The following is a 24,349-nucleotide window of genomic DNA, read 5'->3' on the forward strand; positions in this document are numbered from 1 at the left end:
CCCATGATGCCCTGGGGAAAATGGCACCGATAGAATTTTCAGAATTTACCTCTGTTGGCGGTACCGCCAACAGAGGTAAAACTGTAACTTCTGACAAATAAACAGTTCTAATTAGGGGAAGCCTACAATAGGAAGGTAAACCGGAGATTTCCTGCTATTGCTTTTCTTCAGGCTTATCTTTAAAGGATCTAAAAGCGTGGGTGCTACAGCATATTTATCGGCTAGCTTTGAAGCAGCCCCCCTGATGGAGAAATTGGCGGTAAAATAAAGTTCGGGGAGCTCCTGTTTAGCCTCATCAAAAGAAAAGTCTTTAATGCTAAAATCAGGAATCCCAATATATCTTCTTACCCATTTTTCCTGATCACTTAGAGGCAAGCCTGGATAACTCCTAACCCCCATATATTCAGTCCCCTGCCCTATAAATGATGAATTAATTGTACTCACCGCGTTCCCAGTTACATCAAGATTGATAGCAGCTTTAAGTATAATTTTATTTCTATCATTTAAATAGTTAGGGGTTCTAATAAGCTGTGCCTGATCATTTTTCATCACTAAAGCATACCTATCATCAGTAAATCCTCCCAGGTAACCAGCAGGTATCTTTTGATTAGTGCATTCAAGCCAAAGCGTATCATTTTCAAGAGGTACATGTAGAATTATATGGTTAAAATTATCATATGGAAAATCAGGGTCAACTTCTAAACTGTTTCTTCCCCCAAAGACCCAGGAATAATTAGCTTCAATTCCAACTGCTTCCAACAGGCACTTAGTATAAAAAGATAAACCTTTGCAATCACCATAGCCAACTTCATCCACCGTAGCTGCACTAAATGGCTGGAAACCTCCAACACCCAATTGAATACTTATATATCGGGTTCTATTCTGCATGTACTGATAAATTGCTTCAACTTTCGACTTTTTATCGGGCAAGTCAGCTACCAGCTTTCGCATTTTGATTTTCGTTTCTTCAGATAAATCATTCAATCCTTCATTAAGAGCTTGTTGCCATTTTGCCATTCCGTTCCAGGTAGACATATCCCCTGAATAACCTTCATAACTAAATTTTGAAGGAGCCAATTGCAGAACCGGAGTAAAACTACTTACGCCTCTACTAAGAGGCTCTTCATCAATCGCCTGAAAACTTTCAAACTGCCATTTCATTACTTCCACATCTTTATTGGTAGTAATTTCAGGCTGTTGGCTGGTATGAGTTAGTTTGTAACGCGGTTTTAATTCCAGTGGATAAGTAACTGTATAATTGGAATTCTGAATGGAAGTATTGAAATCAGGTACTAAATACCAATTGGGCACTGAATATAAATATTTATACTGCAATTCATATTCAAATTCTATGGTATAAGGATGCTCCTTCTGAACTAAATCAGCATATTTCACCCTGCTGTCTTCATACAAAGAAGCGCCTGAAATATTACTGTAGTCTTCAAAGTCATTACTTTTTAATTTTTTTATAAGCTTCCCATTTTTATCATACACATTAGCATAAATAGATTTGACTTTAATTAATTTATCATACCCAAGTAAAACTTCAGCAAAATGATCTGCCCTCTCATCAAGAATGGTAATCACCATATGTTTTTTAAAATTGGCCCGCTCCAGCTTTTCAATTTCAAAGCTGCCATTATCCAGTCTTATAACTGCTGTAGCATCCTTTAACAATTCTTCAGGAATAGATTTTACCGTATAAATATCACCTGATGCTAAAGCTTTAACTGACAGCAATAAGCATATAAAAAAAATATGAAATACTTTCATGACTTAACCTCGTTTTGCTATTACAATTTGTTCTGCCTGCTTCTCAACAATTTGGGCATAAAATTCTTTTAAGTAAAAATACTCTTCCACTGTAAAGAAGTCCTTATTTATTGAAAGGGTTGAATTAACCATGATAGCACCATTCATTAGTTGACATCTATATAAGTATTTACCTCCTTCATTTGGTAAGGCTATTAGTAAATCTTTAGGCAATTGCTCTACCTCGAAGCCCTCTGGTACTTCGATTCTGTAAGTATAATTATTATCTATCGGACATTGTAAGGTGACAGGGAATAAGCGCTTATCTAACTTGAAAGGGTTACTCGAAACCTTGTTAAAAAGGATTGGACTAAAATAAACTTTGTCATCAAGCATAATTTCAGATTCTGATATTTCAAAATTGATGGTCTCTTTTAAATCGTGCTTATTATGATCAGTAATCTGATGATCAGTAATTTCCCAAACAGGAAGGTCATCTTGAAATTTATCAATATATTTATCCAGCTTATCAAACTCTTTTTTGAGGTAGTAGGCACTATAATCACTTTTTTGCAGTTGAACCACACCGTTGATTCCTCCAGTTTCAAGTATCTTAATTGTACTGTACGCTCTTTCTTTACTTGAAGCATCATACTTCAAATCTACCCATCCCGGATTTTCTTCTGAAATAATCAGCCCCTTACCATTTATAGTTTCCGGTCTCAAAGTATTGAATGGTAAGTAATCCTCAGAAGCATCGAGTAGATAATCATTTCCTTCAAGCCTCACCAGGCAAATGGAATAATTAAAATTCTTGGCAGATTTATAAATTTCATTCAACGGCCCATTGCTTCTGGTGCTCAACCTTACAATATAAGATTCATACCCCGCTTTATTAAGCATGCTTGTAAGTATCATATTGATATCCTGCCTCCAGCCCTTCTTTTCGTTAAATATTTTTCTCATGCTGCTGGACATTATATCAGTATCTATACTATAGTTTTCCTGAACGAAGTAATATATGGCCTTTATCTTATCTAAATCACTATCAAGACCTGAAAAAATAGTCTCTAATTCATTTTTGAAAAAGTTATTCCCACTATACACACCTTTGTAGTATTCATCAGCAGCTAATTTCTTACTAAGCTCAAAGTAGGTAGGAGGAATTAAGTTTACTCTATGACCTCCTGGAAATTGATAATCACTCAGATCAAATTTTATCTTTGAAATATAATTTTCTTTACCAGTAATAAATGGCTCGGAAACAAATGCAGGAACATTTCGAGAAATAAACTTCTTCTCTACAACTTGGTAGCTATACCCATTCCTTTGCGCATTCTCAGTATTAAAGGAGACATCGCTAAGAGGTAAAGTACCACTTAACAGTTGAACGTAGTTAAAAAAGCTGGGCATCTTTACCACATATTCTGAATAAACAACAGGAACTGATGTTTGAAAATACCAGGTAGCGAGACTGGATAGATTACCATGACTCACTATATAGCTGTACTCTATTATTGATCCTTCTTTAACATTTGGAATTGTGAATCGCTCCTGACGTACCTCATCAGATACTTTTTCTGTGAATATATCTTTCTTACTTACTTCTGATTCTACAACTTTTCCATTAATTATATTATAAGAGGAGCCCTTAATTTTTTTAATATAATCTTTTACTCCATAAGGAATTTTTATTGTGGCCCTGTCAAACTCATTACTATTCAATAAGAGTATCCGTACATGATGTGTTAAAATAGTCTCAAAATTATGGTCAGTGCTAATTTTCCCTTTATCGAATAAAATTACTGCTCCGGCAGTCGAGTCAGAAATACTGGTAGGAAAATCAAAATCAGCAGTCTTTATATCTCCAAATTTCCTCTCTTCAGGAGCCTGTGAATATGAATGGAAAGAAATAAGTAAGAGGATTGAGAGTAGTAGTATGGGTTGACGCATTAGTTTTTTTAGCACAAACTAAATTAATTTTAATAAATTTTCAAGAATAATTCGACACATTCCGTTTTTTTGATCATAAAAAAACCCGATCAAAAAATTGATCGGGTTTTTACAAGGTTTTAAAATGCGTCTTATGCTTCTACAGCCTTCTTTTTCCTTTTTGCTAAATCCAGTACAATTGGAGTAGCGATAAAGATTGAAGAATAGGTACCTACTAAAATACCTACTAACAATGCAAAAGAGAATCCTCTTAGCACTTCTCCTCCAAAAAGGAATAGCACCAAAATAACTACTAATGTGGTCATGGAAGTCATAATAGTTCGACTCACAGTATCATTAATAGCTTTATTGAAAGTTTCTTCATTTGAAGCTTTAGAAGTAATGCCTAATGTTTCCCTGATTCTATCAAACACAACCACAGTATCGTTAATAGAATAACCTATTACTGTAAGGATGGCTGCAATAAATACCTGGTCAATTTCAAAATTGAAGCCTAGCGCCTTTGCAATTGCAAAAGCTGAAAGTACTACCAGGGTATCGTGGAATAAAGCAACTACCGCTCCTAAACCAAACTGCCATCTTCTAAACCTGATAAGAATATAAAGGAAAATTGCTATAAGAGAGAATATTACCGACTCCTGAGAAGCATTTTTTATATCATCCGCAATAGTGGCTCCTACTTTAGAAGATCCGCTGATGGTAAATTCATTACCTGCCATTCGTGATTCATCCGCAACGTAAGTCATTCCCGTTGCAGCAGTAATACCGTCTACTAATTTTGTCTGTACTATATCATCAGCTTCAGATGATTCTTCTTCTACTAAATAAGAAGTAGTCACTTTTAAAATATTGTTAGCACCAAAAGTCTTCACTTCAGTACCCTTATTTTCAAAGCTACTTTCCAGCGCTAACTTTAAATCAGTGGGCTGAACACTTTCAGAAAAACGTACTACATATGATCTACCACCAGTAAAATCAACTCCCATGTTCAATCCATTAATCGTCATTAGTACAAGACCAATAACAATCACAATTCCTGAACCGATGTAGGCCATTTTTCTCTTCGTCATGAAGTTTATGGAAAGATCATTGAAGAGATTTTTAGAGAATGGTGTAGAGAAAGAAATTTTACTGTCATCACCTCTTTTACTCATCCAGCTTACAATCACTCTGGTAATAAATACTGCTGAGAAGAAAGAACAAGCAATACCAATCATTAAAGTAATGGCGAAACCTTTAACAGGACCCTGGCCTAACCAATATAAAATAGCACCAATTAAGAAGGTTGTTACGTTGGCATCTACAATAGAGCTATAAGCTTTATCATAACCTGCTGAAATAGCTTTAAGCAATGGTGTGCCACCACGTCTTTCCTCCCTGATACGCTCAAAAATCAGTACGTTGGCATCAATAGACATACCAATGGTTAATACAATACCAGCAATACCCGGTAAGGTTAAAGCCGCATTAAGCTGGGCCAGTATTCCTAAAATAAAGAATATGTTGAATACCAGAGCAATATTGGCTACCAATCCACCTTTAGCATAATAAGCTACCATGAAAATAACCACCATAGCCAAACCTGCCACGATAGAAAGTATACCTTGTGACTGTGACTCTTTTCCTAAAGTTGGACCAATGATAGCTTCTTCAACAATTCTGGTTGGGGCAGGTAATGAACCCGCTTTGAGGATATTAGCTAAATCCTTCGCTTCTTCCATTGTGAAATTTCCTTCGATAATTGATTTTCCGTTAGGAATTTCACTGTTAACAACCGGAGCAGAGTACACATAATTATCAAGCACGATGGCTATACGGTTGCCAATATTTTCTCTTGTGATTTTAGACCATTTTCTGGCACCTTCTGCGTCCATGCTCATATCTACAGCTGGTTGACCACTTTGATCAAAAGTTTGACGGGCATCGTTAATTACCTCACCGGTAAGCATTGCCTGATCGTTTCTCAGTGTTCTTACAACATACAGCTCTAAAAGCTCACTGCCATCATCCAATTTATTGGCTTTTACATCCCAAATCAATCTTGTATTTCTAGGGAAAAGGCTTTTAATATCTTCTCTTTGGATAATTTTATTAATTTTTGCAGTGTCTTCTACTGAATAAATCAAGCCACCTCTCATTTTGATCAGGCTGAACAACGGAGAAACTTCCTGGCTTTGCTCTAGTGAATCCAGACTTGCAGTGGCCGAATCTGATTCAGCACCTAAACTGTCTGCCTCCGCTGTTGTCTCATCTTCTTCCTTCAATAAAGAGGCAATATCCTGATTTTCTGTAGAAGCGTCTGTTGAAAGTGAATCACCTGTTTCACCTTGGATGGTCTTCTTGGCAGCTTTTTGCTCAGCAACAATTATTTCATTGGCCTGGCTTAAAGCATCTCCTACTTCATTAATAGCAATGACCTGCAAAAACTCCAGTTTCGCAACACCCTGCAATAATTTCTTCACTCTCTCAGGATTATCAACACCCGGAATCTCAATCTGAATTCTTCCTGTATTTTCAAGCTTTTGAATGTTAGGCTGTGATGTTCCGAATCTATCGATACGGGTTCTTAAAATGTTGAAAGAACGATCAATAGCGCCATCTACTTCAGTTCTGATTACCCTAAGTACTTCAGAATCTTCAGTATCGAAGCCTATTTTACCTCTGTTAGCTGCGTTAGCAAAAATGGAGCTTAATTTTTTATCAGGGTTAACTTCCTTAAAAGCATCATAAAATAGATCTACAAAGGTTTTCTGACTTTTAGATTGTCTTTCCTGAGCTAGCTCCAATGCTTTAGTAAAACCAGCATCCTCATTGTTTCCACTTAAACCTTTAATAATATCTACCGGAGATACTTCAAGAGTAACGTGCATCCCCCCTTGCAAATCCAGGCCGAGATTCAATTCCATATCCTGCACTTCTTTGTAGGTAAACTCTATACCCAATAAGTTATATACAGGCTCATTATAAACTGAATCCAGGTAAAATTGTCTCTTAGCAAAAACAATATTGCCGGACTCATCCTTAGCATACTCTGTGGCATCTTCTTTAATGCCATTTGATACAAATGTGAAAGACAAATAATACACGCACAAAAGCGTAATTATTGATGTCAGGAACACAATAAAACCTTTATTTTTCATTGATAAATGTGATTTTTAGTGGTCAGACTTGATTCGCATTACTATTCATTAGGCTACTGTAAAAAGTTACCCGTAAATAGTAATGTCCATTTTATCTGTGTGATTAATTATTGAATTGTAAGTTCTTTTAAAAACTGCTGATAGAAGCAGTAAAATTGGAATGAATATCCAATTGATTAGGGCGCATTAGGAGATATGATCTTCCTAAATAATGTCTGAAAAAAATTAAGAAATACTTTAGTGGAAGGAGTATATTCTGAAAAACGCTTCTCTTCCAGTGTAGGAAGTTCAATCAGTAAGTCAAAAGAGTGGAACAGGTTAAATTGAAGCACAGGATTTAAAACCTGATAAGCTACAATATGATATTCCGAATGACTTGAATCTTCTCTGTTTTCAGTTTTATTTTCCTTTTTAAGCTCTTTACCTGATGAATGATGGTAAGGATTAAAAGTGAATGGTTGTTGTAAAAGCAATACAATGGCTACCAGGATGCCTAGTAAAGCCATCGCTGTTTTCTTGGTAGACCGTATTTTATTTGTGCTTTTTATCATTTTAGTCTGCAAAACTAATTAAAAATTGATAAAAACAACACCTATTTAAAGAATGGATTGATTTATAAAGCTTTTTCTTGATGAAAATTAAAAAACATAAGCATATAGTGGCCTATTTCTTCAGAATAATGCGGAAAGTAGTTCCTAAATTTACCACAGATTCCTTCACGGAAATTTTTCCGCTATGGTAATTTTCAATAATCCTCTTAGCCAATGTAAGCCCTAAGCCCCATCCTCTTTTTTTTGTGGAATAGCCCGGTCTGAAAATCTCTTTTATTTTACCTGATGGAATGCCTTTGCCGGTATCTTTAATATCAATAATAGCATCTCCATATTTCCCTTCTTTTAAAGTAATGGTTATCTTCCCTACTCCGCCCATGGCATCAATGGCATTTTTGCAAAGGTTTTCAATCACCCAATCGAATAAAGGCTTATTGATTTCGGCATTCAGTAAATCATCTTTGCAATCAAATACAAGTTCCACCTTTTTAGAGACACGCTTTTGAAGGTAGGAAACAGTAGAATGGATTATTTTAGAGATATTCTGATCTGTAAGGACTGGCACAGAGCCAATATTAGAAAATCGGGAAGTAATTAATTCCAGCTTATCAATATCTTTTTCGAGCTCTCGCGTAACTTCCTTATCTTTCAGGTCATCATCAATTTTCATGATTTCCAGCCAGGCCATTAAAGAAGAAAGAGGAGTACCTAACTGGTGAGCTGTTTCCTTGGCCAACCCTACCCATACCTGGTTTTGCTCTGCCCTGCGCGAATAACTAAAAGCTACATATCCGAAAAACACAAATGCTGCAATCACTGAAAGCTGCACGTAAGGATAATACCTCAACCGGTAAATCAAATCTGAGTTTCTGTAATAAATATAGAAATAATCCTGCTGGTCTTGCGATTGAGAATCGTAGATAGTGATTGGTTCATACTCCTGCTCCATAATGCTTAGCTCTCTTTCCAGCACCTTAGCTACCTGTTCAGCACTTTGGCGGGAGCTATCCACATTAACATTTCTATAAATAGTGGGTTTTCCGTCCGTATCCACTACAATAATCGGAATAGAGTTATTAGGAGCTACTATTTCCTGCACTATAAAAATCAGGTTGTCGCTATTATCAGGATTAATGGTATACTCCAACGTTTTCGCCCATAAATCAATGTAGCGTTCTTCCCTTTCCTTTAATTCTTCTACTATACTATTGGTGTAAAACACTGAGGCAATCCCTATAATTAAAGAAAAAGCTAAGGCAATCCATTTAAGGGCAGCTTTACTTTGGTACATGGATGAAGCATTCCCCAGGAAGGGATTTTCAGAAGGGTTTACCATTTTTTAATTAAAACTGTATGTTGAATTGTTAGATTCAGGTTAGGTTAAATTAATGGATAAAATAAGTCATTGCACATTAATCTATCTGCTATTTGAAGCCATAAAGCTTGAAATATACAAGTAGTTTCTGAAAACGAAAAATATATCAATTATTACATTTTCTCTTTTAAATTTTACGGTCAAAAATAAACTTAAAATATTTTTGTAAATATTACTAAAGTATCGAAACTTCTACCCCCACCCTTCTCGTAACCCATTAAATAGCAAAGCATTAAACTATAAAACTATTGACCGATGGCAGTCCTACAACAAAACACCGCAGATATTATCCTTAATCAATTAGTGAAGGATAATCGTATATTATCATCACACATTCATGTTGGCGTTTCGGATAAAACCGCCATCTTAACAGGTACCGTTCCCTCCTTTTATGATAAACTTTCCGCTGAAGAGGATGCTTTAAATGTACCCGGCATTGAAAATGTGGAAAATAACATTATAGTAAGTTTTCCGGAAGAGAACATCTTTTTGGCGGACGATGAAATTGAGTATGCGGTGAAAAGAATGCTTATGTGGGACACGCGCCTGAATATTGAAAAGATAGAAGTTTCTGCCACTTCGGGAAAAGTTACGCTGTCAGGCAGCGTTGATATCTACTGGAAAGCTTTATTAGCTGAAAAACTGGCTTTTAATATTTCAGGAGTGGCCGCTGTAGTAAACAAGATTGCCGTAAATGCCGATGATGAAAACTCTAATGATGAGAGAATCAAAAAGGAAATAGAAAAAACCATCCTCAATAGCTCTTTGAACGCCCGTTTTGCTGTAACAGTTTGTGATGGTCGTGTCACTTTAAAAGGAAAAGTAACTGATTTGATTTCCAAGCGTGCTATTACCGATAAGGTGGCATATACAGATGGTGTGAGAAGCATTAACAATCAGATAGAGGTGGTTTGAGTAAGAGGGAAATTGGAAGGTTTATTTCAAAACCATTCCAACTCCAATCTTTTCCAGCAAATAGGGATTATGGTCGATGACCAGAATATCGTTGTCCGCACTCAGTTTTTCAAGGATGGCATATAGTAAATCTATATCAGCAAAATGCAAGCCCGTGCTGGGTTCATCTAAAATATACAATTCATTTTCGCCCTTAGCCTGAAGCCAATTCAGTAGTAGAAGTCTTTGCTTTTCCCCGGATGAAAGGGATTGCACAGGCTGATCTACCCTTAAATGCCCCAGGCCTATTTCTGCTAACTGATCCAAAAATTGTAGGGTTTTAGTGGAAGCTTTGGTTGCTAAAAGCCAATCTTTCAATTCCATTACACTTAAGGCCAGCACATCTGCAATGTTTTTTTCCTCTACTGAATATTTTAAAACATGTGTTTGATAGCGTTGCCCTTTGCACACTTCACATTTCTCTATCGCATTGGCTGCTACATCCAGGCTGGTTTCCACAAATCCTTTTCCTTTGCAATTAGGACATTGACTGCTTTTATTTTTATAAGAAAATTCCTGCGCTTTTAAACTCGTAGCTTTTGCATAAACCTTAGTGATATCCTTGAGAAGATTCAAATAATCAACCAATAAGGTGGCGGAATAGGATCTCAGTTTTTTAGTCTCAAAATAATGCGCTCCGGCATATTTCTGAGGTAATACGATGCTTTCACAACTCACCGGGCTGCCGGAATTAATACTCGGAATCAGGATCTCTTTCACAAGAGTGGTTTTTCCAATGCCTGACTTACCGCTAATAGCGGTTATGCCTCCCACAGGCACTTCCAGCTTTTCTCTTACCAGCGTGTGTCTGGCAGCATTTTTAATGCTGATATTTTTCTTTCCCGCTTTTAATTCTACCCGTTTTGAAGGGGCTTTCAGGTAAGGATGGCAATCAGCCTGCTTCAGAAAATCCTCGGCTGTACCTTCAAATGTGATGTGTCCGCCCAGTTGCCCCGCTTGTGGACCGAGCTCTATCAAATGATCCGCTGCCAGTATAATTTCTTTATTGTGCTCAATCACCAATACAGAATTTCCCTTTTCAACCAGCTCCCTCAAAATCCGGATCAGGTCAGGAATATTGTCATACGATAAACCGGCAGAAGGTTCATCTAACAAATAAGTGATCCCTTTCAGTGGCGAGTTCAGCTGTTTAATTAAAGCAATCCGCTGATTTTCTCCTCCTGAAAGGGTAGAAGATTTTCGGTTTAGCTGTAAATGGTCAATATGCAATTGATCTGCTCGCTTAATGGTATTAAGGAAGTAAGGCCGGATTTTTTCAATCAGCTTTTGATCTACCTCCTTTTGCTTTGGCTCTGGAGCAATCCAGTTTTCCAGGCCTTTAAAATCCATTCTTTTTATTTCATCAATAGACTTTCCGGCAATTTGAAAAGTTAAGCGTTCAGGTTTTAAACCACTTCCTTTGCAGTGACTGCATTGTGAGGGTGAAAACAATGCTTTGAGCTGATCAATGTGTTTGTTCTTCCGTGTTTTGTAATATTCTTCTTTCAGGTAATGAAAAAGACCTTTCCACTGCATGCTAATAGCCTGCGTACCTTCACTTGTTTTAGTTTTATAAATCCAGTTGGTCTTCCACACTTTTTCATCCGCACCATGGAAAAGTATTGATTCTTGCGCGTCTGTCAATTCCTGAAATGGTGTATCCAGTGTAAAGCCCTGCTCTTTACCGATCTCTTTTACAATGGCCATGTACTGGCTATCCGGCTGACCATAATATGCCAAAGCCTTGTTATGCTCAAAAAGTTCATCAGCAATGCTCTTTTCTTCATCGAGCACAATCTGATTTACATCAGGTAGTAATTCTTCTCCTAAACCATCGCAGACAGCACATTTACCCAGCTCATGGTTATCGGAAAAATGACTGGCAGAAAGCTCCTCTCCTTCATATTGTGCTTTTCTGGAAAATGCAAAACGTAAAAATTTATCAATTCCGGTTTGTTTGGAAATATCTGACCGCTCTGTAAAACTTTTTTCTTTTCGAGTGATGCAAATAGTTGGGCTTAAGCCTTCGATATGATCCACCTCAAACTGGAAATTTACACCTACCCTGGACTGCTGATAGCTGGAAAACTGTTTGGTCATTTCCTGTAGTCCATAACCATGGAGTGTATCAATCAGTAAGGAAGATTTACCCGAACCGGAAATCCCTGTTACTACTGACAATTGCCTTTTAGGCAGGTCTATGCTTACATCTTTGAGATAGTGTGTTCTGGCACCCCTGATGGAAATTACCTCTTTTTGCTGATCCTGGACTTTGGGCATACTTTCTGAAGCAGTTTCTGAAGTATTTTTAATGAACTTGTCACTGCAAGACTGAAAAAGCGGATGATTTTCAAAGCAAATAATGCCTGCTGTCTGTTTTTTTAACTGATGCAAAGCTTTAAGCAGCTGCCTTACATTCTGCTGATGCAATCCTATACTTGGTTCCTCTAATAGTAGCAGCGTGCTTTTTGATTGTTTTGCAAAATGTTTCGTCAATTTTATGCGCTGTGCTTCACCACCCGACAATGTATTGGAAGGCTGACCTAGTTTAATGTATTCCAACCCAAGTTGCAGCATTAAAGAAAGCACTTTTTTGATTGGCTGTTCTTCACTAAAGAAATCATGTGCTTCCTCTATGCTAAGATTATAGATGTCCGCAATGTTTTTACTGTTCCAATGTACTTGTAAAACATCATGTTTGAATCGCTTACCATTACAGGTAGGGCAAACCTGGTTAATAGTACCCATTACGTTCATAGAAAGTGTAATGACACCAGCTCCTTCGCAGGTTTCACATCTTCCACTTTTGTTGTTGAATGAAAAAGCTCCTTTGGCTAATTTTAAGGCCTTGGCTTCTGCAGATTTGGCAAACAAATCCCGAATTTTATCGGCTAAACCTGTATAGGTGGCAGGATTGCTTCGCGGTGTTTTTCCGATGGGCTGATCTGTTACCGTATGAAGCGTTAAATTCTCTCTTTGGCAGTACGCTGAAAGTGAAGATATGAATTGTGGTGTTTTCCTGGAAACTACCGCTAATTCAGCTTGCTGAGGTTGAAATGCAGCTGCCGATACTTGCTCAGGTGATTTCTCAGCGTTGGCTATTTCTTTATTCAGCTCAGCTAAAGTAGGGCTTGGTAGTCCTTTTGCACTCAAAAATTCTTCCATCGCCCCATTAAAAACTATCTCTCCTCCATGGATGCCCGCAGCAGGCCCTAATTCAACTATCCAGTCAGCTGAGCGGATAAAGTTTAAATCATGTTCTACCACCATCACCGTATTGCCTCGGCTGATTAATCGGTTAATGATATGGCGTAAATAACTTTGGTAATCTTCCGATAAACCAATGGAAGGCTCATCAAATACATACAAAATTCCTTGAAGGCTACTGTTTACCTGCTTCACCAGTTTAATGCGTTGCGCATCCCCTGAAGAAATATCTATACTTGGCGTGCTTAGCTGGTAGTGCTCCATACCCAGGCGAATTAGGTCGTTGAGTTGAACGCAGACTTTATCTACTAATACTTTTTCCCCTGCTGTAAGGCTCAGACTTTTCAGCAGATCATTCAGTTCAACCAGGGACAAATCCATCCATTGCTGGAAATTCAATCCTTTCCACTTGTATTTCAGGTGTTCAGCTTTTATCCTTGCTCCTTTACAGCTCGGGCAAGTGCGGGAACTGGTAAACTTTAAGATATTCGGATTGCGATCTCTTTTAAGAATATCAGTCATAATCGGAAGAATGCCCTTATAATGCCATTCTTCCCGTGGCTTTGCTTTAAAACCTTCCCATCTCAACCTTGATTCTAGAGTATGTTTACCGTAGAAAACCTTAATGCGGTCACTGCCATTCAGCACTACCTGCTTTTGCTCCTCGGTGAGGTCTTTCCAAGGAACATCCACATTAAAATCATGTGCCTTACAAACTTTATTGAGTTCCTCCACAGTTACCTGCGAATACACAATGTAGCCATTGGGCAAAGTAGTGGTGATAGCACCTTCTCTCAGTGTTTTGTTTTCATCACCTATTAACTTATCGAGATCAATATATTCCGCTTGTCCAATTCCATTACAATGCTCGCATGCACCCTTCGGATGATTGAAGGAAAAGAGCGATTTGCTCATAGTGTGTGCAGCGGAATATCGGGCAAAAATAATTCTGAAGATCGCTGTCAGTTCAGACAGGGTGCCAAAAGTGGCATTGATAGATTGAAAGCGCTTGGTTTGCTCTACTTTAATAACGGGCGGCAGTGCTTCAATATCATCTACTTCAGCGGTGGGTATTAATTGCGCATTTTGCTGGCTATAAGCCGGCAGGCTTTCCAGAAAGTAGCGGTAACCTTCATTGGCAATTACGCCCATAGCAAAAGAAGATTTTCCGGAGCCCGACAAACCCGTTACCACAATTAGCTGATTTTCCGGAAGAGTGAGATTTATATTTTTGAGATTGTTCTGGTAGGCATTTTTGATGCGCATAGACTCTGTTTGGTTCTTTTTTTCGAAAAATTAAAGTTAAGAAGAATAAATTGAGTGAACATTAGTTTTGGCTAATCTCTCCTTATTCTGCAGTTTTTGTTTTTAATATTACTGTCTTGTTTTTATAAGAAGAGATTTATCAACCTAAAATAGATTTTTATGCAGCTAAACTCCTTAAATACATATTGGATGTAGAGACTGAAATTGAAGAGGCTATTTATCCATTAAAAAAATATTCACTACTTCCCTAAATAATGAGTGGCTCCGCCTAAAAATGATTCTGCTGATTCCATAATGGTTTCGGAAAGCGTTGGGTGCGGATGGATAGTCAATGCTAAATCTTCAGTCGTGGCACCCATTTCCACTGCCAAAGCAATTTCAGGAATTAAGCTTCCTGCACCTTTTCCGGCCACCCCACCTCCTAAAACGATACCGCTTTCAGGATGCACAATTAATTTTGTAAGCCCGTTTGCTGTGCCAATGGCTTTGGCTCTTCCTGAGGCCCCCCATGGAAACTTCAACACTTTTACTTTTTTATCTTTTGCATCAGTTTCTGTAAGTCCACACCACGCTATTTCAGGATTGGTGAAAACAATTCCGGGAATTACTTTTGGCGCATAAGCTGCACCAGGGTGTCCTGCAATCACTTCCGCAGCAATTCTTCCTTCGTGTGATGCTTTGTGTGCCAGCATAGGCTCTCCGGTGACATCTCCAATGGCATAAATATTTTTCACATTGGTTGCCCTCTTATCATCCACTTTGATAAAGCCTTTGTCATCCATTTCAATACCCGCTTTTTCTATATTGAATGAATCTGTATTGGGTTTTCTGCCGACTGCTACCAAAACCTTATCGTACTTTTTCTTCTGGCTTTCTTTTTCGCCTTTCAGGATTACAGTCACTTTTTTATCTTTCACTGTCGCTTTTTCCACGGAGGTTTTAAAATAGACCTCCTCAAAAAGCTGCTTGCTTTCTTTTTCAAATATTTTTACCAGATCTCTGTCCGCTCCCGGCAAAAAACTTTCAGTCATTTCAGCAATAGAAACTTTTGAGCCAAAGGAAGCAAAAGCGCTTCCTAATTCCAGGCCTATGTAACCTCCACCAATTACCAACATTTTTTCAGGAATTTCCTTCAGATCTAAAGCATCTGTTGAATCAATAATGAATTTATAGTCATATTCAATATTGGGTATTGTTGAAGGGCCCGAGCCAGTTGCGATAATTACATTTTCAAAAGTAACGGTGGAATCTTCTCCATCCACATTTTCTATCTCTAGTGTCGTATCCGACTTAAATCTGGCTCTGCCTTTTATGTATTCTATTTTTCTGGCTTTGGAAAGCTGTCCCAGTCCTCCTGTCAGCTGTTTAACAGTTTCATCTTTCCATTTGAAGATTTTTGCAGCATCCACGGAAGGAGGTTCAAATGCAATTCCCCAATCTTCTGCCTGCATGGCCTCCTGTTTTATTTTGGCTAAATGGAGCAATGCTTTAGAGGGAATACAGCCCCGGTATAGACATACTCCACCTGGATTTACTTCCGGATCGACTAAAGTTACTTTTAACCCTAAGTCGGCCGCATGAAAAGCAGCAGCATAGCCACCCGGACCTGCTCCTATAATCACCAATTGCTTTTTATTTTTGTCGGACATATTCGTTCTTACATTTAAAATCAAGCTCCCAGCAATGCTTTATAAGGATCTTCCAAAGCCTGGCTAATCCATTTTATAAATTCTGCTCCTTCTGCACCATCAATTAAGCGGTGGTCATAAGAAAGGCTTAATGGCAAAATAGGCTTAGGCTCAAAGCTACCCTCTACATAAACAGGCTTAATAGAGGTTTGGGAGATCCCCAAAATAGCCACCTGCGGATGGTAAATAATCGGGGTGAAATTAGTACCTCCAATTCCTCCCAAATTAGAAATAGTGAAATTACCTCCCTGCATATCTTCAGCGGTTAGTTTCTGATCGCGTGCTTTTTTTGCTAATTCATTTATTTCAATAGAGAGTTCTATGATGCTTTTTCGATTAACATCCCGTACAACCGGCACAAGCAAGCCTTTATCAGTAGCCACCGCTATGCCGATATTGACATATTTTTTGAGAATCATCTCGTCATTTTCTTCATCAATACTGGCATTGAATTTCGGAAATTGCTGTAAAGCACTGGCCGCTATTTTTAATAAAACTGCAGTAATAGTTAATTTCCCTCCGGCTTTTTCCACCTGCTCTTTATTCTTCTCCATATATTCCTCAATTCCGGAAATATCCGCTTCATCAAATTGGAAAACATGAGGAATATTTTGCCAGGAAGCAGTTACATTTTTGGCCGTAGCTTTTCTAATGCCGGAAAGCGGTTCTCTTTCTACCTTGCCCCATTGGCTGAAATCAGGGAGTGAAAGTGCTGAGCCTTCTTTCTTTTTCGCATGGGATTTAACATCTTCTTCAGATATTCTGCCTCCCGGGCCACTGCCTTTTACCTGGCTTATAGATACGCCCATTTCACGAGCCAGCCTGCGCGTTGCGGGTGAAGCTGCTACTTCACTGTTATCCTGCGCAGTATCTGATTTTGAAGAATCTGATTTCTGCTTTTTAGGCTGTTCTTTTTTATCAGCTTTCTCTTTTTCATCAGGGTCTTTCTCTTCTTCATCGGAATCGTCTTCTTCGTCTTCCTTATCATCATCCTCTTCATCTGCTTCTGAATCAGACTCCTCTTTTTCTTCTGATGATTTTTTCTCCTTTTTATCAGCCTTTTTGCCGGCTTTCTCTTCCTCTACTTCATCGTCTTCGTCCTCCTCTTCATCATCAGAATCATCTTTCTTTTGCTTCTTCTGCTTTGTGTCATTTTCTTTACCGTCATCACTGGCTTCCTCTCCACTATCTTCCCCTTCCTCACCATCTTCTTCCAGTATTAAAACCACATCACCAACTTTTACCTCATCGCCTTCTTTCAACTTAATTTCCTTCACCTTTCCGGCATCAGAAGAAGGCACTTCTACGGAAGCTTTATCTGTTTCCAGTGCAATAATAGATTGTTCTTTTTCAATGGTATCTCCTTCAGCAACCATTATTTCAGCCACTGTGGCAGATTCAACGCCTTCTGATATTTGCGGTATTTTAACTTCTTTAGCCATAGTTTAAATAATATTAAGCGGTTCGTGGATTTACTTTTTCCGGATTGATTCCTAAATTTTTAATAGCTTCTTTCAACTCTTTTAATTCCAAATGCCCTTGTTCTGCCAAAGCATACAATGCAGCGTAAGCAATGTGCCTGGCATTTACTTCAAAGAATTCTCTCAGGTGCTCTCTGTTATCGCTGCGGCCAAAGCCATCGGTGCCAAGAACAGTCAATTGAGCCGGAAACCATTTTGATACAGACTCGGGTAAAGCCTTTAAGTAATCGGATGCAGCCACAAAAATTCCTTTTTCATCTTTTAGGCACTCCTCAATATAAGTACGCTTTTTATTGAGTCGGGCATCCAGTCTGTTGCTTCTTTCGGTATCAATTGCATCGTCATAGAGTGCTTTATAACTTGTAACACTCCAAACATCAGCCGATACATTGTACTCTTTCTCCAGCAGTTCAGCTGCTTCCATCACTTGGGTAATAATAGCTCCGCTTCCAAACAGGTGTACTTTTCTTTTTCTTTTGCTATTAGATGACTTTTGGAATTTATACATCCCTTTTATAATGCCCTCTTCACTTTTTTCCGGCATTTCAGGCATTTTATAAGTGTCATTTCCTACCGTGAGATAGTAGAAAATTTCCTCTTTATCGGTATACATTCTTTTGAGACCATCCTGCATAATAATAGCAATTTCAAAAGCAAATGCAGGATCGTAAGCCCGTAGGTTAGGTACAGAAAGCGCATACACATGACTTTGTCCATCCTGATGCTGCAAGCCCTCACCCGGCATGCTGGACCTGCCCGCAATCCCGCCAATTAAGAATCCTTTGGCTCCGGCATCTGCAGCGGCCCAGATAAGATCGCCAATGCGCTGAAAGCCAAACATGGAGTAAAAGAAATAAAACGGAATGGTAGTAATGCCATGATTAAAATGAGCTGTGCCAGCTGCTATAAATTCACTTATACAGCCAGCTTCCGTTATACCTTCTTCCAAAATAACACCGTCTTTAGCCTGCTTGTAATAAAGTAAACTGCCTTTATCAACCGGCTCATATTTTTGCCCTTCAGGATCATAAATTCCCAGCTGACCGAAAAATCCTTCCAGTCCAAAAGTTCTGGATTCATCTGGAATAATAGGGATGATGCGTTTTTTAAACTCCTTATTATTCAACAACTTGCCCATTACTTTTACCACTACCATGGTAGTGGCTACTTCATCATCTCCCGAACCTTTCAAGTACTCCTCAAAAATTTTCGCCTCTGGCTCGGGCAGTGGCTCAGTAATATCTTTTCGCTGGGGAAGGTAGCCGCCAGCCTCTTTTCTTTGCTGGTGAAGGTATTTTAGTTCTTCGCTTTCCTCATCAGGTTTTATAAATGGCATTTTCTCCAACTCATCATCTGGAATATCCACCTTAAACCTATCGCGAAAGTGCTTTAGACCATCAACATTCATTTTTTTGGTTTGATGCGCCACATTGCTTGCTTCCCCGGCATCACCCTGTCCATATCCTTTAATGGTTTGCGCCAGAATTACAGTAGGCTGGCCTTTATGATTTACGGCAGCATGGTAAGCATTATAAATTTTGTGCGAATCGTGGCCTCCTCTTTTTAACCTTTTGAGTTGCTGATCTGAATAGTCTGCCACTAACTCTTTTAAACTTTCATCTTTTCCGAAGAAATCTTCTCTGATAAAATCACCATAAGAAAAAGCATATTTTTGAAGCTGCCCGTCCGGCACTTCGTTGAGCATATTGATAATTTTTCCACTGCTGTCTTTTTCAAAAAGCGAATCCCAATCCTGGCCCCACAGCAGTTTAATTACATTCCAGCCTGCTCCTTTAAAAAGGGCTTCAAACTCCTGAATGGCTTTTCCATTTCCTCTAACAGGTCCGTCCAGCCTTTGCAGATTACAATCTACTACAAAAATGAGGTTGTCGAGTTTGTCTCTGGCCGCTATACTTAATGAGCCAGTGGATTCCGGCTCATCCATTTCGCCATCTCCCAAATAGGCCCATACTTTTTTATCATTTTCTTTAATTAGCCCCCTGTTGTACAAATATTTGTTATATCGGGCCTGGTAAATAGCCATAACCGGAGCCAAGCCCATTGAAACTGTGGGGAAACGCCAAAAATCAGGCATTAAATGAGGATGCGGGTAAGAGGATAAACCTTTTTCTTCCCGGAGCTCATGCCTGAAATTCTCCAATTGCTTTTCCGAAATCCTGCCTTCCAAAAAAGCTCTTGCATAAATGCCGGGTGAAGCGTGCCCCTGAAAATAGACCATATCACCCAGTCCTTTCTTATCTACCTTAAAAAAGTGATGAAAACCTACTTCCCATAAATTAGCGATAGAACTGTAAGTGGAAATATGGCCTCCTATGCCTTTATCGTTCTGGTTAGCCCTGGCTACCATTGCCATGGCATTCCAACGGATCATTCCTGTGAGTTTCTTCTCTATTTCTAAATCACCCGGATAATCCACTTCCTTTTCTACCGGAATGGTATTGATGTAGGGCGTGTTATAAAGCTGAGAAAATTGCACTCCATGTTTTTGCGCTTCATCCCTAAGAATGTCCAGAAGCTCTTTCGCCCTTTCCTCTGATTCATTTTCCAGAATATAACGAAGCGATGCCAGCCACTCCTGATTTTCGATTTCATAAACTTTGTTTTCTTCGCTTTTCGCCATACATGAGGATTTTTAAAGTAGTGGTTAAAAACAGACTTAGCTGCAACAGACCTAACTGCGAACCGACCAGTAATTTTTTTAAAATTTACTTCGGCCATTGTGTCTATAAAATAACGCCACATCAAAAAGTTGGGTTGGCATTTGTGCACTTAATATTGCTTCGTCCGGAAATTCATTTTGCCTGATTCTTACTTCTTTTGCTATGGCATAGCAAGCGCCAAATAAAAGCAGATGGAATTTCAAATTTTAGGCATTGTAAGCCATCCATTCTGGCACGGAAACCGTTAGTAAAGAAAGGTTTGCACAAAATTTAACGGTTGACTGCTAAACCAGAATAATTAATAAGAATAAAAAACTGCTAATAGCGGAAGTAACTTCGGAAGCACAGGATTTGGTAAAATACGCTTCCGGAGTTTACTCTATTGGAAACACACCCATAATAATTACTTTTTTTAAGAAAACTTACCTCTGCCCAGAAGGCTTAACAGTCTTGTTTTACAAGCATAAAAAGGTTGTAAATGTCCACCCTGAAAAATATTGCTATTAAATAATTAAAAAGAATGGAACTTATCTTTAACTATTTAAATTACAGGAATAAGTAATTTGAATCTTTTTTATTAAATTACGTATTGAATGTTACATGCAGAGCGTGACTTTTTAACTCTGCAGAGGAATTTTTTAACCTTTAACTATTTAACTATGAAAAATGTGGCAATAAATGGATTAGGTCGCATTGGCAGATCTGCCATTAAGGTAATCCTTGAAAATGATGATTTAAATTTAGTAGCACTAAATGACCCCAACCCACCTCAAAATCTTGCACTGATGTTGCAATGCGAAAGTTCTGACGGCAACTACCACAGAAAGGTAGAGCAAAAAGAAGGGGCTTTAGTGATTGATGGGAAAGAATACCCTATCTATAATGTAAAAAAACAGGATGATTTGCCATGGAAAGAACTCAACATTGACCTGGTTTTTGATTGCTCTGAATCTTATTCCATCAGGCAAAAACTGGAAAACCACTATAAAGCGGGTGCAAAAAGAGTGATGAGCTGGTACGACAATGAAGCCGGCTATGTAAGCCAGTTAGTGAAAAAAGCTAAAAGCGCTTTTTCCGCTAAACCCTCACTTTAATTTATAGAAACTTAATAAAGATGGCTCTGCAAATTGCAGGGCTATTTTTTTGCTCTTTCTGCCAGAATCTTAAAACATAAACACATTTTAATTTTCTTCTATAAACATGAATAAGTGGTATAATGCAATACTAAAAGCTGAGGAAAAAGCTGGCGTTCTCAACTAACAGTCTATCTCTTAACCCGCATCAGGAATTTCATCCAAATGATAGCAAATTTTTAATCCTACCTTCTTAAAATTCTCAAAATTACTTGTTCTTAAGGTCTAATATGTGTGGTAAATCTCTAACCAAAAAATCATATTATGATAGAAGTAAAATATTAATTTTTATTTTATATATGATAATTTTAGCATATTTAATCAGAATTAAATTTTATCAAAACTTTAAAAATGAAAATTCAACTAATTTCTTTATAATATTCTGCAGCAAGAATAAGCAATAAAGAGCCTAAAACTTGTAGTGAAAAATACTATACCTACCATAAAAATAATTATTGTTATAATTAGCATAGCTTTTATAAGTAATACTTCATTTGCTCAATTTTATCCAGCAAAAGTATACTCCATAAGAGATGGATTACCTACTAATACTATTTATGACATCACACAGGGTACAGATGGTATAATGTGGTTTGCAACTTCTAAAGGAGTAGTCAATTATAATTCATTGCATTGGCAGCTTTTTTCTGACAGCTTAGAGTTACCCAATTCTTCTTTTTCATTTATAGAGTCTTTGAATGACGGCTCCATTTGGATTGCCGGGCAAAACAACCAATCGTTTGTTATTAAATACTTTTTAGCTGACGAATGGCATGCAGTTAATTTGGATAACGATATTGAGATTAGAGAGAAATTTAGTTTTGATGTAATAAAAAATGATGGGGATGGGTATAAAATCATACTTTGCAATAAGTACGATGCCTACTTACTTAACACATCAGAAAAAGGCTATAAGGAAATTAATTTATCCAATGATTCAAGTTGTAGAATTAATGCTGTCACCTTCAAAAAAGGTAAAATATACTTTTCTACTTCAAAGGGATTATTAACATATAGCGATTCTTTAGAGGAGCACCCCCTCAACGCTTTTTTAGGCGCTGATAAAGAGATATTGCAGATCCACCTGAAAGAGGATGCAATTTACCTTCTGGGAAGAAATTGGTTAGGTTTATACGAGAATAATAAGTTTATCTATTTAAATGAGAATACGGGTGTTGATGAAATCAGCCGGTTTAACAAACATAACCTTACTGTAGATCAGTCTGGCAGGATTTTTTACAGCAGCATGAGTTCTGCGCAATATTTGGATAAGCAAACAGGAAAGGCAGAAATCCTCTATATAAACGGACGTGTATTTAATGCTCAAAGTAATGTGATTTTTGTTGATGATGAAAATAACGTTTGGGTTGGAGACCACAGAGGCCTTTTCAAATTCAACGTGCTTCGCTTTCAGAATTACAATGAAAACATTGGGTTGGTAAACGATGAAGTAACAGTGATTCACCCGTATAATGATCAGCTAATTTTAGCCAATGAAACCCACCTGAATTTTCTTAAAGAAGGAAAAATCGATAAAAAAATATCTCTTAAGAAATTACCTGGCACTAGAATTTTAGATATGGCCACAACCGATAATGATGAATTATTCATTGCTGCCTATAGAGCAGGGTTAAAAAAATATGACGGAGAAAATGTATATGATGTCAACTGGAAAGCAAGTTCGGATGATCTCCTGGTTTCATCAGTAGAATATTTTGATAAAAAACTATTTTTCACGACCAATCATGCCCTCTATAGCTATAAGTATGGAGAAATTAGTAAAGAAGTAATAGTACCTAACGTAAGAAATCTTCAAAAAATAGGTAATGATACAATTGCTGTTTTAAGTGTTTATGGTGGGCTTTTTTTATATAATGTGAACACAAAGGAAACTGTTCAATATACTTCTGATTTCAGGAATTATAATAGTGTGTACGATATCTGTAAATGGAACGGACGTTATTTTATTGCAACGAGCGGTGGTTTAGCTTTTTTGGAGAATAATAAGATTGTGCCTTTTTACATTACTGAAAAGATGAACAGAGTATCAGTTTACAGCTTATTTGTAAGCAAAAATAACAAGCTCTGGATGGGAACCAATGAAGGCATATTTATTTGGGATGGTAAAATACTGCAGAATTATAACAGGGCGCATGGACTAGTGGGTGATGAAATTAATAGAAATGCCTTTCTTCAACTAAATGAAAAGCAAATGTGGATAGGTACCGAAATGGGCGCTTCAGTTTATAATCTTGATGAAGAGTCTAGCTTTCAATTAATCCCAAATCTTAAATTACAGAAAGTAAGTACGCTTAAAGGAACCATCTTATCGAAAGAAAACAATGAATTAAAATATCATGATAATACCTTAGAATTTAGTTTTTTGGGCATCTCTTATTTCGATGAAAATCAAGTTAAATACCGATACAAATTAATTGGATTCGATGCCGACTGGATTTACATCAAAAATCCTAATGCAAATTCAGTCCGATATACTAACCTGCCACCAGGAGAATATGAATTTATGGTGGAATCCAGCCTGGAAAATAATAACTGGAGCAGTCCTCAAAGCATTAACTTTACAGTTAATAAACCTTTTTATTTCACCCACTGGTTCGTCATATTATTAATTACAATTATCCTTTTGTTGTTGTATATCTTCTACAGAGTCAGGTTTCATTTCATACTGATAAATCAGAGAAATTTGAAGAAAGAGGTGGCTTTAAGAACCCTGGAAATTCAAAGAATGAATGATGAAATTCAGGCCCAAAATGAGGAATTAAGAAGTCAGAGTGAAGATATTGCAAGTATTAATGAACGTTTGGAAGAAATTGTGCATGATAGGACGAAGAAATTGAGAGAGCAAAACGAGAAATTATCGAAGTATGCATTTATGAACTCACATGAGTTACGAGGGCCTATTTGCAGAATGATTGGCTTGTTGAATCTATTAAAAATATGTAGAAAAGACGAGTTTGATAAAATTATACAGCTGATCCATGAAACGGGGTTAGAATTAGACAACGTAACGCGCAGCATCAACAAAACCTTAGATAATGTTGATTTTAGCAAAATGCTTGAAGCTAATAGTATTGAGACCATTAATGCCGGGCTAAAAGGAGTTAAAGATGATGAAAATAAAGCCCTTTAGTTTATAAAAGCTGGCAA

At 37.7% G+C, this 24,349-nt stretch carries 12 protein-coding genes; 3 read left to right on the forward strand and 9 right to left on the reverse strand.

Features of this window, described 5'->3' with window-relative positions; all coding sequences use genetic code 11:
- Nucleotides 1-111: 111 nt before the first annotated feature.
- From IEV85_RS12735 to IEV85_RS12755, 5 genes are all read right to left on the reverse strand, one after another.
- Nucleotides 112-1,773 (reverse strand): DUF3857 domain-containing protein, encoded by a 1,662-nt coding sequence (locus tag IEV85_RS12735; RefSeq protein ID WP_188463918.1) that lies wholly within the window; start codon nucleotides 1,771-1,773, stop codon nucleotides 112-114.
- Between the two features lie 3 nt (nucleotides 1,774-1,776).
- Entirely contained in the window at nucleotides 1,777-3,705 is a 1,929-nt protein-coding gene (locus IEV85_RS12740; RefSeq protein ID WP_188463920.1) for a DUF3858 domain-containing protein, read from the reverse strand.
- 131 nt (nucleotides 3,706-3,836) lie between these two features.
- Complete coding sequence (secDF, locus tag IEV85_RS12745; RefSeq protein ID WP_188463922.1) at nucleotides 3,837-6,845, reverse strand: protein translocase subunit SecDF; 3,009 nt, start codon at nucleotides 6,843-6,845, stop codon at nucleotides 3,837-3,839.
- Between the two features lie 176 nt (nucleotides 6,846-7,021).
- On the reverse strand, nucleotides 7,022-7,396 hold the full coding sequence (locus IEV85_RS12750) for a hypothetical protein (RefSeq protein ID WP_188463924.1): 375 nt from the start codon (nucleotides 7,394-7,396) through the stop codon (nucleotides 7,022-7,024).
- Between the two features lie 112 nt (nucleotides 7,397-7,508).
- Nucleotides 7,509-8,732, reverse strand: coding sequence for a sensor histidine kinase (locus tag IEV85_RS12755; protein ID WP_188463926.1), 1,224 nt, complete (start codon nucleotides 8,730-8,732; stop codon nucleotides 7,509-7,511).
- A gap of 294 nt (nucleotides 8,733-9,026) precedes the next feature.
- Between IEV85_RS12755 and IEV85_RS12760 the strand changes: the two genes are divergently transcribed.
- Complete coding sequence (locus IEV85_RS12760; protein ID WP_188463928.1) at nucleotides 9,027-9,686, forward strand: BON domain-containing protein; 660 nt, start codon at nucleotides 9,027-9,029, stop codon at nucleotides 9,684-9,686.
- A gap of 21 nt (nucleotides 9,687-9,707) precedes the next feature.
- Here IEV85_RS12760 and IEV85_RS12765 read toward each other — a convergent pair whose 3' ends face one another.
- From IEV85_RS12765 to aceE, 4 genes are all read right to left on the reverse strand, one after another.
- The gene (locus IEV85_RS12765; protein ID WP_188463930.1) at nucleotides 9,708-14,198 is read right to left on the reverse strand and encodes an ATP-binding cassette domain-containing protein; all 4,491 of its coding nucleotides are present in this window, start codon (nucleotides 14,196-14,198) and stop codon (nucleotides 9,708-9,710) included.
- A 239-nt stretch (nucleotides 14,199-14,437) separates the two neighbouring features.
- The gene (lpdA, locus tag IEV85_RS12770) at nucleotides 14,438-15,847 is read right to left on the reverse strand and encodes a dihydrolipoyl dehydrogenase (RefSeq protein WP_188463932.1); all 1,410 of its coding nucleotides are present in this window, start codon (nucleotides 15,845-15,847) and stop codon (nucleotides 14,438-14,440) included.
- Nucleotides 15,848-15,867: 20 nt separating this feature from the next.
- Nucleotides 15,868-17,328: a 2-oxo acid dehydrogenase subunit E2 gene (locus IEV85_RS12775; RefSeq protein WP_188463934.1), complete on the reverse strand. Its 1,461-nt coding sequence runs from the start codon at nucleotides 17,326-17,328 to the stop codon at nucleotides 15,868-15,870.
- Between the two features lie 13 nt (nucleotides 17,329-17,341).
- Nucleotides 17,342-20,008 (reverse strand): pyruvate dehydrogenase (acetyl-transferring), homodimeric type, encoded by a 2,667-nt coding sequence (aceE, locus tag IEV85_RS12780; protein WP_188463936.1) that lies wholly within the window; start codon nucleotides 20,006-20,008, stop codon nucleotides 17,342-17,344.
- A gap of 699 nt (nucleotides 20,009-20,707) precedes the next feature.
- Here aceE and IEV85_RS12785 point away from each other — a divergent pair.
- Both IEV85_RS12785 and IEV85_RS12790 read left to right on the forward strand, forming a co-directional pair.
- Nucleotides 20,708-21,142 (forward strand): glyceraldehyde 3-phosphate dehydrogenase NAD-binding domain-containing protein, encoded by a 435-nt coding sequence (locus tag IEV85_RS12785; RefSeq protein ID WP_188463938.1) that lies wholly within the window; start codon nucleotides 20,708-20,710, stop codon nucleotides 21,140-21,142.
- 460 nt (nucleotides 21,143-21,602) lie between these two features.
- Entirely contained in the window at nucleotides 21,603-24,332 is a 2,730-nt protein-coding gene (locus IEV85_RS12790; protein ID WP_188463940.1) for a ligand-binding sensor domain-containing protein, read from the forward strand.
- The last annotated feature ends 17 nt before the right edge of the window (nucleotides 24,333-24,349 follow it).

Source organism: Marivirga lumbricoides (genome assembly GCF_014636295.1).
GTDB lineage: Bacteria > Bacteroidota > Bacteroidia > Cytophagales > Cyclobacteriaceae > Marivirga > Marivirga lumbricoides.